Source organism: Metabacillus herbersteinensis, from assembly GCF_042433335.1.
In the GTDB taxonomy this organism is placed as follows: Bacteria; Bacillota; Bacilli; order Bacillales; family Bacillaceae; genus Metabacillus; species Metabacillus herbersteinensis.
Map to the genome: position 1 here is coordinate 124,583 of NZ_JBHLVO010000007.1, position 17,300 is coordinate 141,882.

General features: G+C 37.9%; 17 protein-coding genes. 3 read left to right on the plus strand and 14 right to left on the minus strand.

Translation table 11 applies throughout. From position 1 onward, the window contains the following. Positions 1 to 4: 4 nt before the first annotated feature. From ACFFIX_RS11120 to ACFFIX_RS11135, 4 genes are all read right to left on the minus strand, one after another. Positions 5 to 1,027, minus strand: coding sequence for an ABC transporter ATP-binding protein (locus ACFFIX_RS11120; protein WP_378933856.1), 1,023 nt, complete (start codon positions 1,025 to 1,027; stop codon positions 5 to 7). A gap of 148 nt (positions 1,028 to 1,175) precedes the next feature. Beyond that, complete coding sequence (locus ACFFIX_RS11125; RefSeq protein ID WP_378933858.1) at positions 1,176 to 1,823, minus strand: DUF2268 domain-containing putative Zn-dependent protease; 648 nt, start codon at positions 1,821 to 1,823, stop codon at positions 1,176 to 1,178. A 242-nt stretch (positions 1,824 to 2,065) separates the two neighbouring features. Then, the gene (fabF, locus tag ACFFIX_RS11130) at positions 2,066 to 3,304 is read right to left on the minus strand and encodes a beta-ketoacyl-ACP synthase II (RefSeq protein ID WP_378933860.1); all 1,239 of its coding nucleotides are present in this window, start codon (positions 3,302 to 3,304) and stop codon (positions 2,066 to 2,068) included. Between the two features lie 84 nt (positions 3,305 to 3,388). Beyond that, entirely contained in the window at positions 3,389 to 4,321 is a 933-nt protein-coding gene (locus ACFFIX_RS11135; protein ID WP_378933862.1) for a beta-ketoacyl-ACP synthase III, read from the minus strand. A gap of 182 nt (positions 4,322 to 4,503) precedes the next feature. Here ACFFIX_RS11135 and ACFFIX_RS11140 point away from each other — a divergent pair, with 182 nt between their 5' ends. Beyond that, positions 4,504 to 4,749 (plus strand): hypothetical protein, encoded by a 246-nt coding sequence (locus ACFFIX_RS11140; protein WP_378933864.1) that lies wholly within the window; start codon positions 4,504 to 4,506, stop codon positions 4,747 to 4,749. Between the two features lie 248 nt (positions 4,750 to 4,997). Continuing rightward, a complete protein-coding gene (rsgA, locus tag ACFFIX_RS11145; protein WP_378933866.1) occupies positions 4,998 to 6,005 on the plus strand; it encodes a ribosome small subunit-dependent GTPase A in 1,008 nt (335 codons plus the stop codon). Positions 6,006 to 6,294: 289 nt separating this feature from the next. Here the strand turns inward: rsgA and ACFFIX_RS11150 are convergent, their stop codons facing one another. The 4 genes from ACFFIX_RS11150 to ACFFIX_RS11165 all read right to left on the minus strand — a co-directional run bounded on the left by ACFFIX_RS11150 (position 6,295) and on the right by ACFFIX_RS11165 (position 9,374). Beyond that, positions 6,295 to 6,480: a ComZ family protein gene (locus ACFFIX_RS11150; protein ID WP_378933868.1), complete on the minus strand. Its 186-nt coding sequence runs from the start codon at positions 6,478 to 6,480 to the stop codon at positions 6,295 to 6,297. 15 nt (positions 6,481 to 6,495) lie between these two features. After that, positions 6,496 to 7,446, minus strand: a complete 951-nt coding sequence (locus ACFFIX_RS11155) for a BMP family ABC transporter substrate-binding protein (RefSeq protein ID WP_378933870.1) — start codon at positions 7,444 to 7,446, stop codon at positions 6,496 to 6,498. A gap of 200 nt (positions 7,447 to 7,646) precedes the next feature. Then, entirely contained in the window at positions 7,647 to 8,462 is an 816-nt protein-coding gene (locus tag ACFFIX_RS11160) for an NAD-dependent epimerase/dehydratase family protein (RefSeq protein WP_378933871.1), read from the minus strand. 171 nt (positions 8,463 to 8,633) lie between these two features. After that, positions 8,634 to 9,374: a lipase family protein gene (locus ACFFIX_RS11165; protein WP_378933945.1), complete on the minus strand. Its 741-nt coding sequence runs from the start codon at positions 9,372 to 9,374 to the stop codon at positions 8,634 to 8,636. Between the two features lie 197 nt (positions 9,375 to 9,571). Here ACFFIX_RS11165 and ACFFIX_RS11170 point away from each other — a divergent pair, with 197 nt between their 5' ends. Continuing rightward, positions 9,572 to 9,757: a YjzD family protein gene (locus ACFFIX_RS11170; RefSeq protein WP_378933873.1), complete on the plus strand. Its 186-nt coding sequence runs from the start codon at positions 9,572 to 9,574 to the stop codon at positions 9,755 to 9,757. Between the two features lie 130 nt (positions 9,758 to 9,887). Here the strand turns inward: ACFFIX_RS11170 and ACFFIX_RS11175 are convergent, their stop codons facing one another. The 6 genes from ACFFIX_RS11175 to argB form a co-directional block, all read right to left on the minus strand. Further along, a complete protein-coding gene (locus ACFFIX_RS11175) occupies positions 9,888 to 10,067 on the minus strand; it encodes a YjzC family protein (RefSeq protein ID WP_378933875.1) in 180 nt (59 codons plus the stop codon). Positions 10,068 to 10,211: 144 nt separating this feature from the next. Next, positions 10,212 to 11,159, minus strand: coding sequence for an ornithine carbamoyltransferase (gene argF, locus ACFFIX_RS11180; RefSeq protein ID WP_378933877.1), 948 nt, complete (start codon positions 11,157 to 11,159; stop codon positions 10,212 to 10,214). Further along, on the minus strand, positions 11,156 to 14,221 hold the full coding sequence (carB, locus tag ACFFIX_RS11185; protein ID WP_378933879.1) for a carbamoyl-phosphate synthase (glutamine-hydrolyzing) large subunit: 3,066 nt from the start codon (positions 14,219 to 14,221) through the stop codon (positions 11,156 to 11,158). The genes argF and carB overlap by 4 nt, the downstream gene beginning before the upstream one ends. After that, positions 14,214 to 15,278, minus strand: a complete 1,065-nt coding sequence (locus ACFFIX_RS11190; protein ID WP_378933881.1) for a carbamoyl phosphate synthase small subunit — start codon at positions 15,276 to 15,278, stop codon at positions 14,214 to 14,216. Before ACFFIX_RS11190 ends, carB begins: the two co-directional genes overlap by 8 nt. 67 nt (positions 15,279 to 15,345) lie before the next feature. Beyond that, positions 15,346 to 16,518 (minus strand): acetylornithine transaminase, encoded by a 1,173-nt coding sequence (gene argD / locus ACFFIX_RS11195; RefSeq protein WP_378933883.1) that lies wholly within the window; start codon positions 16,516 to 16,518, stop codon positions 15,346 to 15,348. After that, positions 16,515 to 17,297, minus strand: a complete 783-nt coding sequence (argB, locus tag ACFFIX_RS11200) for an acetylglutamate kinase (protein ID WP_378933885.1) — start codon at positions 17,295 to 17,297, stop codon at positions 16,515 to 16,517. Before argB ends, argD begins: the two co-directional genes overlap by 4 nt. Positions 17,298 to 17,300 lie beyond the last annotated feature (3 nt).

Consider the following 17,300-nt stretch of genomic DNA (forward strand, 5'->3'; position numbering starts at 1 on the left):
CTCGTTACCTCACACTCTCTTTAGGATAGCTTTGTTCGTATAACAGGCAGGAAACATCGTGTCCGTCTGATAAAGAACCTAGCTGCGGAGTAATGTGTTTACATTCTTCTTTTGCCTGTGGACAGCGGTCTACAAATCGACAACCATGCTCAGGCATATTTTTAAGTGAAGGAACAATTCCTTTGATTGTTGCTAAGCGTTCTTCTTTTTCATCCAGCTTAGGAATCGATCCGAGCAATAATTGAGTATATGGATGCTTCGGGTGATAGAAAAGAGTTTCTACATCGGTTTGTTCGACGATATTCCCTGCGTACATTACGATAACTTCATCACATGTTTCAGCGACAACTCCCAAATCATGTGTAATTAAGATAATCGACATTTCGTTCGTTTCTTGAATTTCTTTAAGAAGCTCTAGAATCTGGGCTTGTACGGTTACATCAAGTGCTGTCGTCGGCTCATCGGCAATCAGTAACTTCGGCTGACAAGCGATGGCGATGGCGATCATCACCCTTTGTCTCATACCACCTGAAAGTTGATGAGGGTATTCATCAATGATTTTTTCGGGCCTAGAAATACCAACGCTTTTTAATAAAGCAATACTTTTGGATTTTGCTTCCTTTTTTGAGATTTTCATGTGATTGAACATCGTTTCTTGAATTTGGAACCCAATTGTAAAAACCGGGTTCAAAGATGTCATTGGTTCTTGGAAAATCATACTGATCTCTTTGCCACGGATTTTGTTCATTTCTTTTTCAGATAAGTTCTCAAGATTTCTTCCTTCAAACTTAACTTCACCATTCGTAATCTCACCAATTCCCTTTGGTAACAGCTTCATGATTGACAGAGACATCACACTTTTCCCGCAGCCTGATTCACCAACAACCCCAACTATCTTTTTTCGTCCAACTGAAAAAGAAACACCATTCACAGCATGATACTGTGATCCATCTATCTTAAAACTAGTTTGTAACGTTTTGACCTCTAATAACGGTGTCTTAGCTCCTGAATGAACATAATGATTCATATCACACCTCTAATTATTTGAATATTGTAAATTATTATATTTAAATAAAATAATATTACAATTTTATTACATTAGCAATATATTTTTTATATTTAAAATCTTCTAATAATTTATTTTATTAAAGAAACCCCGGTTTAATGGGATTTCTTTAATCGAAACTTTTGAAAAATTCTTCGGATTCCGTTGAAATTAACTCTTTTGCCCTTTTACGCGTTGAATCAATATAACTTTTTACGATGTGGTAGCCGACAAAATAACCTAACATTGAAGGATAGAATCCAGTTCCATACATCAATTGAGTAAATTGAGAATCATTTCGTTTCATTGTCCTATTAGGGTATATGATTGTTTTTAGGAAAAGATGTGCTTGTTTTTCTGTATGCTTTGCTGTCCACGAAGACACATGGTCTTCACCTAACCTTTCTCGTACTGCATTTTCCGCGAGCCCTTCCATGATAATCGTGTCAAGTATTGTAAATTCCTTTTCTGCCTTCTGAACTTTAGCAAGCCGGCAGACATGATGATATTCGTGTGTGAACAATGATTGGATATCGATAGCCTTTACGTTCGGGGATAGGAATAAAAAAAGCTTATCTTTAAAAGCTAAGCCAGATCTTCCTTTATACTCTCGTTGAATTTTCGTATTCCTTTCGTCACACGGTAGAATAAAGATCGGAACATCTGGTCCAGCCCATTCTTTTCTTAATTTTTTTTCCTCTTTTTGAACGATCTTCCAAAACTCTTCTTTATTAAAGTTTTCTATCATTTCACTAGAAGCTTCTACTTTTTTAGACATGCCATAAGAGTGCAACATATTCAAAATATCTTTCTCATTCAGTCCATTAAAATAGGACTTGAGCCTTTTACATATACTATTCGTTTCAGAATCGGACTCCAACCACTTATCTGTACGGATCACGCTCAACAGCCTCACCTCCAGTTTTATAGTATGTAAACTGGAGGTGAGATGCTATCTTGTGAGCTTATTAAGAAATGTAAAAAGGGGTAGGACATTTTGCTATGTCCTACCCCTCCTATTTACTCGTATCTTTTAAAGATAATTGTTGCATTGTGACCACCAAAGCCTAGTGAATTGCTTAGTGCTACACGTACATCCTGCTTTCTTGCTTCGTTCGGTACGTAATCTAAATCGCATTCTGGGTCTGGCGTTTCAAGGTTTGTTGTTGGCGGAATGACGCCTTCTTTAATTGCCAGTATTGAGAAAATGGCTTCCACTCCACCCGCTGCTCCGAGAAGGTGTCCGGTCATGGATTTAGTTGAACTTATCGCAACTTTATATGCATGCTCACCGAGGACCTCTTTGATTGCCAATGTTTCGAACTTATCATTATAAGAAGTGCTTGTTCCATGTGCATTAATATAATCAATATCTGATGGTTGTAAGCCACTATCATTAATAGCTTGAAGCATCGCTCTTGCTCCACCTTCCCCACCAGGAGCAGGTGATGTAATGTGATATGCATCACCTGTTGCACCATACCCAACGATTTCAGCATAAATGTCTGCACCACGAGCTAGCGCATGCTCTAATTCTTCTAAAACTAAGATTCCAGCGCCTTCTCCCATAACAAACCCATCGCGATTTAAATCAAATGGTCGACTTGCTTTGGTGTGATCTTCGTTTGTTGATAAAGCTTTAGCCGAGCAAAACCCTGCAAATGCCATTCTTGAAATTGGAGCTTCCGTTCCTCCAGTCACCATAACATCTGCGTCGCCTCGTTCAATTACCTTAAACGCGTCTCCAATTGAGTTCGTTCCAGTTGCACATGCTGTAACCGTACATGAGTTGAAGCCTTTTGCTCCGATCGCGATTGAGACCTGACCTGCAGCCATATCAGGAATCATCATTGGTACGAAAAATGGACTAACGCGTCTAGGGCCTTTTTCAAGAAGAATCTCGAATTGATTTTCAAATGTCTCCATTCCACCAATTCCAGATCCAATCCAAACACCAACTCGTGGTGCATTTTCATCTGTGATTTCAAGCTTTGAATCTTTTACAGCCATAAAGGATGCTGCTACTGCATATTGTGTGAAGCGGTCCATTCTACGTGCTTCTTTTTTATCCATAAACTGCTCAACGTCAAAATCTTTTAGCTCTGCTGCAACCTTTGCTGGATAACCCTCTGAATCAATTCTAGTTAAAGGACCTATTCCTGAAACTCCCTTTATCGCATTATCCCAAGTTGTTGCAACATCGTTTCCTAATGGGGTTAATGCTCCTAATCCTGTTACGACGACTCTTTTTTTATTCACAATTGCACCTCACCTTATAAAATGTTTACCTATGTTATCGTTCGATTTTCTTTTACGAGCTATGATTTTCTTATGTTCGTGGTGTTAACGACCCCATCTTAATGCGATTGCACCCCAAGTTAGCCCACCGCCAAAACCGACCATTACCAGTAAGTCGCCATCTTTTATTTTGCCTGCCTGCAGTTCTTCCACAATCGCAATTGGAATTGAAGCTGCAGATGTATTTCCATATTTATGAACGGTGTTCGACATTTTTTCAATAGGAACTCCTAAGCGTTGACGAGCAGCTTCCATAATTCGAATGTTTGCTTGATGTGGAATCAGCATGTCAACATCTTCCTTGGTTAAGCCCGCCTTTTCTAACACATTAACACTGGATTCCCCCATTTGCCTAACCGCGAATTTAAAAACTTCACGACCATTCATAATGATGTACTCATCTTGGTATAAGTGCTTAGCACCTGTACCGTCTGCACCAAGCTCAAAGGAAAGAACTCCTTTTCCATCACTCACTGGTCCCATTACACAAGCTCCTGCACCATCTCCAAAGAGAACCGCTGTATTCCGGTCGTCCCAATCAGTGATTTTTGATAGCTTTTCAACACCGATAATTAAAACATGCTTATACGTTCCCGTTTCAATAATTTGCTTGGCAGTAACCATTCCGTACATAAAGCCTGCACATGCTGCACTTAGATCCATTGCCGCTGCTTTTTTTGCCCCTAATTTTTCCTGAATCATACAAGCGACAGACGGAAAGGGCTGATCCGGTGTAACCGTCGCGACTAAAATTAAGTCCAAATCCTCGGCATCTATTTCGGCATTCTTTAATGCTTCTTTCGCTGCAAAGAATGCCATATCTGAAGTATCTATATTATCATCAGCAATTCTTCGCTCTTCAATTCCCGTTCTAGTGCGAATCCACTCATCTGATGTGTCTACCATTTTTTCTAAATCAGCATTTGTAACAATTTTTTCGGGCACATAGCGCCCTATCCCGATTACACCTGCGTTCATATACGCATCCCCTTTAATATAGATAATTAATATCAAATATTATGACTTGGTACTAATTTTATCCTATTTTCTTCATCTTTTCAATATGATTGTTTCTACGCAAATGACTAGCACTAACTACATAAACGTACATAGACTAGTAGTACAGAAAAGGAAAAAGTAATCCTAAGAAGGTGAAAAGGATGAGCGATGAAAAGGAAAAGATTGATCGATTCACTGAGCTCATGTTCGGTTCTGCGCCAAGAAAAAAAGATGGTAAGGAAAACACAGAGGAAGCAGCAGCACCTTTAGAGCAGTCGAGTCCAGATGAGGTTAATTACTTTCAATTAATGTCACAAATTGATGATATCATGGGTTCGTGGGAAAATTTAAAACCGATGATTAAAGAGTTTTCCCCAGTCGTTAGTTTTTTTAAAAAGAAAAAATAAATGGAATATTTTTGATTTGGCGTTTACAAAATGAAGTTTATCGAATATGATATTTTTATATTAATGGAAAGCGAGGGATGTATGATGAAAAGTATACAAAAAATTGTCTATGTAACTTCATACAGCCCTTGCTTGTCGGACCTGACTCGTTAAGTTGATTCAGATTTCAGATTGTTGTTTATTCAACCATGGGCTGTGATGCTTATGGTTTTTATTTTGCAAAAAAACAACATCTGGAGGAAAATAAATTGAATCTATCACTAACGAAATTAGGTTGGAATTCTCATTTTGAACAATTCGGACAACAATATAAAGATTTTCAGTTTGGACGTATTTCATTAGAACATAAACACTTATATCGAGTTTTAACAGAACATGGCGAGGTCTTAGCCAATCTTTCTGGAAAGTTCCGTTTTTCTGTCCAAACAGAAGCAGATCACCCTTCGGTCGGTGATTGGGTCGTGCTTTCTATTAGAGAAGATGAGCAAAAAGGGACGATTCACAATTGTCTACCTAGGTTTAGTAAGCTTTCTAGAAAATCAGCGGGTAACTCAGGAACAGAGCAACTAATAGCGACCAATATCGATACACTGTTTATTGTAAATGCGCTAAATCAAGATTTTAATCTTCGCCGAATGGAACGCTATCTGGTTATGGCTTGGGAAAGTGGAGCCACTCCTGTATTGTTACTTACGAAATCAGACTTATGCGAGGATATCGAGAAAAAGGTAAGGAAAGTGGAATCGGTCGCACTTGGTGTTTCAGTCCATGTTATAAGTTCGATTATGAAAACTGGTCTCGATACGCTGGATCCTTATCTAATCGAAGGAAAAAGTGTCGCAATTGTTGGTTCGTCAGGTGTTGGAAAATCGACCTTAGTCAACTCGTTGCTAGGTGTTGAAAAACAAAAAACACAAGATTCTCGCAGCGATGATGACCGAGGTCGCCACACAACCACCTATCGCGAACTGATCTCGATTCCAAAAGGCGGAATCTTAATCGACACGCCCGGAATGAGAGAATTACAACTTTGGGGTACAGAACACGCACTAGAACAAAGTTTCTCAGATATTGAAATGCTCGCAAATAATTGTTACTACCGCGATTGCAACCATAACACTGAACCAAAGTGTGCAATTAAAGCGGCAATTGAATCTGGTGCGCTGGCTTCGGAGAGATTTGCAAGTTTTAAGAAGTTGCAGAGGGAGTTAGCTTTTTATGAGAGGAAGGAAAAGCGTAAGGCTGGGAAAAAATAGTAGCTATATAATAATGATCAGGAGTGCGCTGCAATGTGTTTTGTTGCAGTGCGTTTTTTTTGCTGAATGACCGCTTATCTTTGTGCTGAAACTGCCTAACTTCGATCGGATCGCCCAACTTCAGGATCGGACCGCTCAACTTTGTGCTGAAAGCGCCCAACTTTTGGCCAGAACCGCCTAACTTTTTACTAAAACTGCCTAACTTAGGTCGAACCGCCTAACTTCCGGATTATAAAAAATTTTAAAAAAATTGCCTCAATTTGAGACAACCTTTACCCTCATATTACAATTATTCTTGTGCATCCTTCTTACCAAGTTCATACGCTTCGCCCATTACCTTTGTAAAAAGCTCCATCATTGGTTGCATTGATTCTAATGAAAGCTCAATTCCGGCTCCGTCTAGTTTTTGCTTAGCTTCTGGTAAGTACTTCATTGCAATTTGCATGAATTCCATTGTTTTTGGATGTTGTTCCATATTCAAGCACTCCTTTTAAAATTGATTTGGTAGTTTTTCTGTTTTTTGATATTTTTTGATGTGATCTTCTAGATCTTCTTGAAAGGACTCATCAACAAGAGGACTAAATTTCCCTAAATCAATTACATCGTCCTGAAAATCAAAATATAAGTCCCCGCTTTCAAGCTCACCTGTATTATATCGCTTTGCTACTAGTTCATACAAACGATCGACATGTTGAACGGTGCTTGTTAATACGGTCCCTTCGCCTAAATCTGCTTGATCCGAAACAAATCCTACTGCATACAAGCCCTTTTCTTTCAGCCTTTCAATAACAGGTACGTTATATCCATCACCAGCCACATACACAACATCCGCACCATTTCCGATAATTACGTCTAAGTATTCCATCGCCAATGGTACATTATCCCAGTCTTGAACAAACTGAATATCAACATCAACCTCTTCGTTTTGATAATAAGCACCTTCAAAAAAACCATTAACCTCAGGTTGCCACTCAAAAGCTGCCAATACACCGACCTTATTTGTTTTTGACATTTCACCTGCAACCATTCCACCAAAGAAACCCATTGCATGAGCTTCAAAATTTAAGCTAGTCACATTTTTTCCTTTTGCCACTCCATTAGTAAAAACAAAATGAATGTCAGGATAGTCTTTACTAATTTCTTCAAAAAAACTTTCGTATTCACTACCATGTCCAAAAACAAGATTAACTCCTTTTTCTTGAAAATCACGAATGGCATTTCGAACAACCTGTTCGTTGTCCATTCCTTCTTTATAAAAGACATCCACATTAAGTTCTGACTGAATCTTAAGCAGGCCTTTATAACCTTTCGTACCCCAAACTTGATCATTGACCGTTTCAGGTACAAGTAAACCTACTTTATTTAATTTCTCTATTGAAGGTTGTCCACAGCCAGAAATTGATAATAATAAAATAAATATAAGTACAAGCTTTTTATACATGGGCAAAGCACTCCCTAATAATATATCAAAAGGAGATAAAAGTTTTATCCCTTTTGATTGATATGTCCATTTCGTGAACGATTCACACAAGTATATTTTAGCCCTTAAAATCTTCAATGTACAGGAAGTTTCTTTTTCAGAACAAAAGAATCTTGATTTTTACTTTCTATTTCGTATAAAGAATCACAACCTCAACCTCTTCACTTTTCTTCAAATTGAACAATGTGATCTAACTGACGGTTTAGCCCCTCTTGTAGCGAAATCTTTTTTCTCATTTTATACTTCCGTTCATTTGAAAGCTGTGATTTAGGTGGTTCTTGTTCGTTATCAATGGAGTCACTATCATAAATATGGAGAATCTGACCGTTTAATTTTTCGTTTACTAAGTGCCAGAGTGTCTGAACTGCATCATCTATATATACTAAATCTTCTACGATCGAAAGTGGTAGATTTAATAAGTCTATGTGCTTATTCATCAACATGAGGTGAATGCTCTCATTAACAGGCTGCCACGGACCGTACAAAGTTGGAAACCGAAAAATTGCGTAACTATCATGGTTAATTTCGTTTTTGAGATGATTTTCACACGTTTTCTGATGTTTCCCTTTTACCGAAGTAGCCTTTGGTGCTGTCTCATCCTCTAATAACTCTCGTTTCTCACCGTATACGTGGTGCGACGATAGCAGCACAAAGGGAATTTTATTAACTTTGGATAAAGTAGTAGCCTTTTGAAGATTTTTCAGATCAGCATTTGAACAGTTTTCTTCAACTAGGTCATCACAACAATAGACAATCATATCAATTTCCTTTAACTTTTCATCTATTTGTACACTGTTATCAATCTTTAATAAGGAATTACGGCCAATGTTCATTAATCTCTCTTCAAATCGAGCCTTGTGTTCCCTCTCAATAGGCTCTACTATAACCCCTTCTACTTCAATTCCTTGTGAAAGTAAATGTTCACAAAAGGCAAATCCCAAAAAAGTTTGAACACCAAAAACGGCCACTTTCTTCATCAGCTTTCCTCCTCTTTCAAAAACTTATCTGTTAGTAACATATTCAAAAACAAACAAGAGGATAACTTAAGTGTCCATTCCATAACTCATATATAGTTTCTTTAAAGTAAAAGATGCTAAATATAAGTCAAGGCGGAATGTACACCACATAAAGTTACCCACTTGCTTAATTTATAGTTTTTTTTCATGCTCTTTAAAAAATTTTACGATTGATTGGTTAATTCGATATGGATTGTCGGCTAGGTGGTAGATGAGATCGATGGGGTTTTGGTTTTGATCTTTATTTCTTAGTTCTTCATATTTTTTACTATGAAAGGAATGGTCAAACGTTGTAGAATTCATTCGTTGCCAAATTCGAACAGGTAGATTAGAATTGAAATCCTCTGGTTTCGGAAACGACATTTCTTTAATTTGTTTTTCCTCTGCCTCGTAGGCAAATGAAAGCTCTTTTAAAAGTCGCTTATAAAAAAACTTGTTTTCTTTTTCTTGATTTAAATGGGCTTGGAGGTCAAGGCAAGGATTCAACATTGCGACAGAACGAATTTTGTCAGTCATGGTTTCCATGAGTTGAAGTGCTGTTAAACCACCCATACCTTCTGCGAGGATATGAACTTTTTCGTTTAGGATTTCTCTTTTCAGCACTAAATGATAAAGCTGTTTCGACAGTGTAACAGCATGAGAACTGCCCCAATTCCTACCGAATAAATTCGAGTGGAAAATTGTATACCCTTCATTTCTTAACGTATTTAATAACTGGTTACGTCCAAGGTGCTGAAGCCAAAAACTCGTTTCATCGTCTACAAAGTGAGACCGATCCCCTAAAATATAAATTCCAAACCCATTTGGCCGAATTGGTAAATGGACAACATTCCATTCGTTTTCAAGTTGAAAAAAACGCTCTGAAATTTTCATCACTTGCCCACCACCTTTCTATTTCAGACTTTAACACTCTATATAATGTATGTTTTCTCTCCTAAAATGGATGGGAGAATACCTAAGTTTGGCAAAATTACTTATTGTCAAACCTTTGACACAAAAGTTTCGTTTTATATTCAATCTATGTGTGATACTATATAATAAGAATTCGTCTGGAAAATGAGGTGAATGCAGTGCGTTTCTTTTGGACATTTTTTTGGACATTTTTATTATTACAAATGACAGCTTACGTTGTTTCTTCAATGACAGGTGGTTCGTATGACTTTATGGCAGCGACAACTCTATCTGTAATTGCAACCGTTGTCATCTTCATTATCGCAGAGGTTATCCCAAACGAGCCTTCTCACGATCACCACTAATAAAAGAATTTCGACTTTAATGGCAAAAAACCCTACTTTTTGGTAGGGTTTTTTATTTTCGTTCTTTTTTTAAAATATAGAAGACAAGTTTGCGTCTTGGCATCCTACCAAGGCGCTTCCGCTTTTGTTCCTACGGCTTCCGTGTATACGTCCATTGGCGATTATGGTTAGCGGTTTCAGGAAAACGATCTCCTGCTTGTAGCGTCAATTTTTGGGGATTGTTCACGGTAGAGCCTGATTCACCAATTTCAATATAAGTTCCATTATTCGGTGCTTTTTGACCTGGTCTAAAACGATGTTGTTGACCCATGATAATCCTCTCCTTATAGGTATTTCCCTTGTAGTATCTCCATTAAGGCGAGGATTCATGAGAAGAAATTTACCCTTTACTCTCACATGAACTTGCTCGCATAATTCAGGAAGAGGATGACTCAAAAATGAGTCATCCTCTTTTTTATGCTAGCAATTCAATTAACAACGCTTTTTGAACATGAAGGCGATTGGCTGCTTGGATAAACACAGCTGATTGTGGACCGTCAATGACTTCTGCTGATACTTCTTCTCCTCGATGAGCAGGTAGGCAATGCAGGAAGTTGTAGTCTTTTTTAGCAAATGTCGTTAATTGTTCATTTACTTGAAAACCTTCGAAGGCTTTCAGTCTTTCTTGTTGTTCACTTTCTTGACCCATGCTAGCCCATACATCTGTATAAATAATATCTGCATATTCGCATGCTTCTTTAGGGTCATTTGTGATTGTAATTGAAGATCCTGTCTTGTTTGCAATTTCTTTTGCACTTTGTGTGATTTCGCTGTTTGGTTCATATCCAACAGGACATCCAATCACAAAGTCAATGCCTACTTTGGCACAAGCAATCATTAACGAGTGAGCAACATTGTTTCCATCACCTAAATAGGTCACTTTAACATCTTCAAATTTCCCTTTCAATTGATAAATTGTTTTCAAGTCGGCTAGTGCCTGGCACGGATGGAATAAATCTGTTAAGCCATTAATAACTGGCACATCTGCGTATTTTGCAAGTTCTTCTACTTTTGCATGTTCGAAAGTACGAATCATGATTGCATCCACATAGGATGATAAAACCTTTGCAGTGTCCGCTATGGATTCTCCTCGACCAAGCTGAAGATCTTGGCTACTTAAAAATAACGCATGACCACCTAGTTGTAACATTCCTGCTTCAAAAGAAACTCTAGTTCTTGTTGATGACTTTTCGAAAATCATCGCAAGCGTCTTTCCTTGTAAAATCGTTTGAAGGGGTTTTTTTTCTAACAAAATCGCTTCTTCTATTAAATGAACAATTTGTTCCTTACTATAATCAAGCAATGTCAAAAAATCCTTTTTCGCTACTTTTTCATCTTTTTTTATCATGTTAACAAGACTCATCCTTGAACCACTTCCTTCTTACGTAATTGTTGGATGGAGTTTACCTTAACATCCACTGGTTGAATCGATTTTAAAAAGGCATAATACGTTGAAAGGTTCGTAAATAATAATTGACCGTTTTCGATCGTTTTTTGACGCAGTTTTTTAAATTGATCACCAGGTAAAACAGAAACAACAATGTCAGGTTTTGATGACATCAACTCTACAACCTTTAGTCCGGACTCTTTTGATAAACGAGTTGCTTCTTTTTCTTCTATATCAAAAAAAACAGTTAAACTCTGTTTAAAATCTAGATGATAAATCTTTTTAAGTACTTCTTCATAGGTAGTTCCTATACACATTCCTTCACCAGTGGCTTTCATTTCAGGTCCTAACGTTAAGTCCACATCATGCAAGGCATGACTTGAAAAAACAGGGTATTTTACGGCTATCCAATTGCTTTCTTCTACTGATAAGTTGAAGTCCTTTAACGATTTACCACAAAGCAAGAAGGTTGCATATTGTATGAGTTGGATCCCAGTCACCTTACTTACAATTGGGGCAGTCCGACTTGCACGTGGATTTACTTCTAGAATATATAAACGATCCTGATGGATAAGGTATTGAATATTCATCATGCCTTTGTAGGACAGTTTCTTAACTAGTAATTCGGCGTATTTTTTTACGATTGTTTTGTGGTGATCTTGTAGATTAATCGCCGGAATAATTGCTAAACTGTCCCCGGAATGAACGCCCGAAGGTTCAACATGCTCGATAAATGTTGGAATGAATACTTCGAAGCCGTCTGAAATTAAGTCGATTTCTCCTTCACTTCCAGCTATAAATTGATCAATTAATAGTGGGAAGTTAGACTCATCTGTTGTTGAAAGGATGTTAATTAGAGATGACTCATTTTCTGCAACTACCATTCCTTTTCCACCAATTACATAGGAGGGACGAAGCAAAATGGGATATCCAATTGTTTTTGCTCCTGTTATCGCTTCTTTTTTCGTTGCAGCAGTGATCCCTTTTGCATGAGTGATGTCAAGGTCATCTAATAATGTATAAAATTTATCGCGGTCTTCTAAAAAGTCTAGTGTGGTGCTATCTGTTCCGAGCAAGCTCACACCACTTTGCTCAAGTTCATTTGCTAAGTTTATTGCGGTTTGTCCTCCAAATTGAACGATCACAGCATCAATTTTTTCAGACTCAACAATATTAAGGACATGTTCGAGCGTAATTGGCTCAAAATAAAGGCGGTCCGCTATTTCATAATCAGTACTGACTGTTTCTGGGTTGCTATTAATCATGATTGCCTCATAACCTAGCTTCTTAACAGCTTTGATCGCCTGAACGGCACTATAGTCAAACTCGATTCCTTGGCCAATCCGAATTGGACCTGACCCAATAATTAATAGTCGTTTACTCTCTTTTTTAGCTGTAGACTGCTCATTTTCACCAAAGTAAGTGGAGTAAAAATAATTTGTACTTGCTTCAAATTCAGCAGCACACGTATCCACATTTTTATATCGGGCATAAATTCCAAGTGTTTGGCGTTTTTCCCGAATCTCCCTTTCCGGGATGTTTAAATGATAGGCAATGGTTTGGTCTGAAAAGCCTTTTTCCTTTAGTTTCTTTAATAAACAGTCGGTAAGGTCTCCCTCTTTTATTTGATTCTCCAAGCTTAAAATCGATTGAAAACTAGCTAGAAAATACCGATCAATTTTTGTTTGTTGATGAATTTCTTCCACCGTACAGTTTCTTCTTAATAGTTCCATCACTACAAAAAAACGACGATCATCAGGCTCAACCGCTAAATCCCATAACTGTTCAGTAGAGAAATTATCTAGCTCAGGTAAATAGGTTCCAATATTGCTTAATTCAAGTGAATTTACAGCCTTTTGTAAAGCAGCTTCTAAGTTTCTTTCAATTGCCATCACTTCACCTGTTGCCTTCATCTTTGTTCCAAGAGTTCGATCTGCACCCGCAAATTTATCGAAAGGCCAACGAGGGAACTTGACAACAACATAGTCTAAACTTGGTTCAAAACTTGCATAAGTGTTTAGTGTTAATGGATTTTTCAATTCCTGTAACGTATAACCCACAGCAATTTTTGTTGCAATTTTTGCGATCGGGTAACCCGTTGCTTTTGATGCTAGTGCGGAAGAACGGCTAACCCTTGGATTCACTTCGATCACATAATATTGTTTGCTGTTTGGGTCTAGGGCAAATTGAATGTTACACCCACCTTCAACTCCTAGAGCTGAAACAATATGATATCCTGCCTTTCTAAGCATTTGATATTCTTGGTCTGTTAGGGTTTGAGATGGTGCGACAACAATTGAATCACCCGTATGAATACCAACTGGATCAATGTTCTCCATGTTGCATATCGCAATGCATGTTCCGTTCGAATCACGAATCATTTCATATTCAATTTCTTTAAACCCGGCAATACTTTTTTCGATCAAACATTGATGGATCGGACTAGCTTGTAATCCACCTAGCACAAGCTTTTCAAACTGTTGCTTACTTTTGGCAATTCCTCCGCCCTTTCCACCTAATGTATAAGCGGGACGGACAATGACTGGAAAGCCAATTTCCTCTGCAAATGAGAGCGCCTCATCTAAGCTCGTGACAATACTGCTATCAGGAATCGGCTCATTTAGCTCGACCATTAATTGGCGGAATTTCTCGCGGTTTTCACCTTTTTGAATCGACTCGTAAGAAGTTCCTAAAATACTCACTTGGAACTCTTCTAAAACACCTGATTCATGAAGCTCCACTGCTAGATTTAAAGCAGTTTGTCCTCCTAGTGACGCAATCAGCCCCTGTGGTCGTTCTTTTTTTATGATCTTTGTTAAACTCTCTAGCGTTAACGGTTCAAAATAGAGTTCATCTGAAAACTCTTCATCCGTCATAATTGTCGCAGGATTGTTATTAACTAAAATGACTTTGTATCCTTCTTCTTTTAATGCTAAACACCCTTGTGTTCCCGCATAATCAAATTCAGCAGCCTGACCGATAATAATCGGTCCTGATCCAATCACGAGAATTTTTTGGATGGAATTATTTTTAGGCATATAGCATATCTCCTTTTGAAACGGCAACAAGATTTAGAAATTCATCGAAAATCCATTCACTTTCAGTTGGTCCTGGATGTGCTTCAGGGTGAAATTGTGTAGTGAGAATTGGATACGTTTTATGACAAACACCTTCTACGGACTCATCATTAATATGAGAAAAACGAACAATCAAATCGGTTGGCTTTAAGCTATTAGCGATAACTTCGTAGCTATGATTTTGTGAAGTGATAAAAACTTGATTCGTTTTCAAATCGGTTACTGGATGATTTGCTCCTCTGTGCCCAAAGTGGAGTTTTTTTGTTTTAGCACCAAATGAAAGGGCAACAAGCTGGTGACCTAGGCAGATTCCGAGTGTTGGATACTTTGTGATCACACGGTTGATTTTGCTTAAAGCGTACGTGTATCGTTCTGGATTTCCTGGACCATTAGATAAAATAATTCCGTCAGGTTGCATTTGAGCAATACGATCAATGTTATCAATTGGGACGATTGTGACACGACAACCTCTTTTTGTTAAGCAGGTGACGATTGACTTTTTGTATCCAAAATCGACTAGAACAAGATGTGTTTTCCCCTGTCCATAAGTCTCAATAGCATCTGAAGAAACTTGATAGATGTCTTCTTGGATTAAATGTTGGGTTGTTTTCTCTTTAGAAGTAGAAAACTCGGCTTTCATTGATCCCGACTCACGAATTTGTTTCACAACTGCTCTTGTGTCAACATGCTCAATAAAAGGAATTCCCCACTTTTTTAAGTACTCTTTAAGACTACTTTTCGCTTCATAATGGGAGTAAGCTGAACAGCATTCATAAAATACAGCACCTTTTATCTGAGGCCTGATACTCTCATTATCACTTTCATTGATTCCATAGTTACCGATTAGCGGAAAGGTGAATACAACAATTTGATTTTGGTAGGAGGGATCTGTTAAAACCTCCTGATATCCTGTCATTCCTGTAAAAAAAACAATTTCACCAGTTACTTTAAAGTCTGATCCTAAATCAATTTCACCTTCAAAGCTTGAGCCATTTTCTAGATGTAAATAGCCTTTCACCTTACACACCCCATTTGGATAATTATTATCAATATTGTATTTTTATGCATTTAATTTTAAATTTTTTTCAACCTTGTATAGGAGCAACAACAGAGTATTCGCTAGATAATAGAGTTTGTTTCATAATGGCTATACACTGTTCAATCTCTTCAATTGATACATTCAGTGGTGGCAGTAAACGAATAACATTTGGACCTGCTGATAAAACTAGTAGCTTGTTTTTTCTTAACAAATCAATTATTGGAGCTACTGGCTCGCTACATTCAATTCCAATCATAAGGCCAATTCCACGTATTTCTTTGATGAGAGAATTTTGGTTTAGCTCGGTTTTTAACTGCTCCACTAAATACGTCGCTTTCTTCTCGACAACTTCTAGAAACTTTTCATTCATTATTTTTTCAAGAGTCGCTTTTGCTGCTGACATTGCGAGTGGATTCCCACCAAAGGTTGAGCCGTGGCTACCAGGTTGGAAGGATTCGATTAGTGACTTCTTTCCGATCATTGCGCCAACTGGAAATCCATTTCCGAGACCTTTTGCCGACGTGATAATATCTGGCGAAACTGGGAAGTGTTGATAGGCAAACGGCTTGCCTGTTCGACCGATTCCTGTTTGAACTTCATCAATGATCAGTAAGGCACCAGTGCGTTGGCATGTTTCCTCCACCTTTTGCATGAATTCTTGGCTTGCAGGTAGGACACCACCTTCACCTTGAACAACCTCAAGCATAATCGCTGCGATATCGTGATCAACCAGCTTATCTAAACTATTTACATCGTTATATGGTAGATAATCAAAACTTGGGAGAAGGGGACCAAATCCACTATGGATTTTTTCTTGACCCGTAGCAGACATTGTTGCAAATGTCCGGCCATGGAACGATTGTTTAAACGTGATAATTTTCGATTTACCAGTATGCTTGCGTGCTAGTTTAATCGCTGCCTCGTTTGCTTCTGCGCCGCTGTTACAAAAAAATACGGCATCTCCATCACTATTTTTAACTAATAGTTTTGCTACCTCTTCTTGTAATGGAAGATGGTATAGATTTGATGTATGCCAAACTTTCTCAAGCTGTGTTTGTACAGCATGCAATACATCTTCATCACCATGACCTAAGTTGCAAACGGCAATTCCTGATACAAAATCTAAGTAGCGTTCATCATGTTCATCAATGATCCAAGAGCCTTTTGCTTCTTTAACAGTTAAATCAAAGCGCTGATAAGTCGGAAATAAGCTGCTCACGAAATGATTGCCTCCTTGACACGTACGATTTTCGTTCCAATAAAGTCCTCACCTTCTAGTAAAGAAGCTTTACCACTTACAATCATCACTTCCTGCAGTTTTTCAGACAAAGTGGAAATAGCAGATTCAACCTTTGGAATCATCCCGCCTGTTATGACTCCATTTAAAATGTGTTCATTTATTTCTGTTTGGGATATTTTCTTTATCACATAACCGTTTTCATCGAGTATCCCTGGCACATCTGTTACAAATAAAAGCTTCTCAGCCTCTAAATTGTTTGCAATGGCTGCTGCTGCTAAATCGGCATTTACATTCAATGTTTCCCCTGTCGCTGTAAGTGCCAGTGGAGCAATAACTGGGATATATCCATTATCTGTTAATAGCGAGATCAACTTGGTGTTAACATCTGTTACTTTCCCTACTAATCCTAGTTGTTCTTTATTCAAAAACTCTCCCTGTAGTAACTCACCATCACTCCCTGAAATTCCGATTGCCTTGATGGTGTGTTGTTGAAGTGTGTTCGTTAACTGTTTATTGATTTTCCCAGCTAAGACCATCTCAGCAATTTCTAATACTTCCTTCGTCGTTTTTCGTTGCCCATGATAAAATTGGCTACTAATTTTGAGGGAAGATAGCATTTTTGTAATATCAGGTCCTCCACCATGCACAATAACAATCTTCCAATTGCTTTGCTTTAAGTTTTGAAGACTATGAAAAAATGAATCCGATAATTGATGAATGATACTGCCACCACATTTTAAGACAATCGTTTTATTCATGGT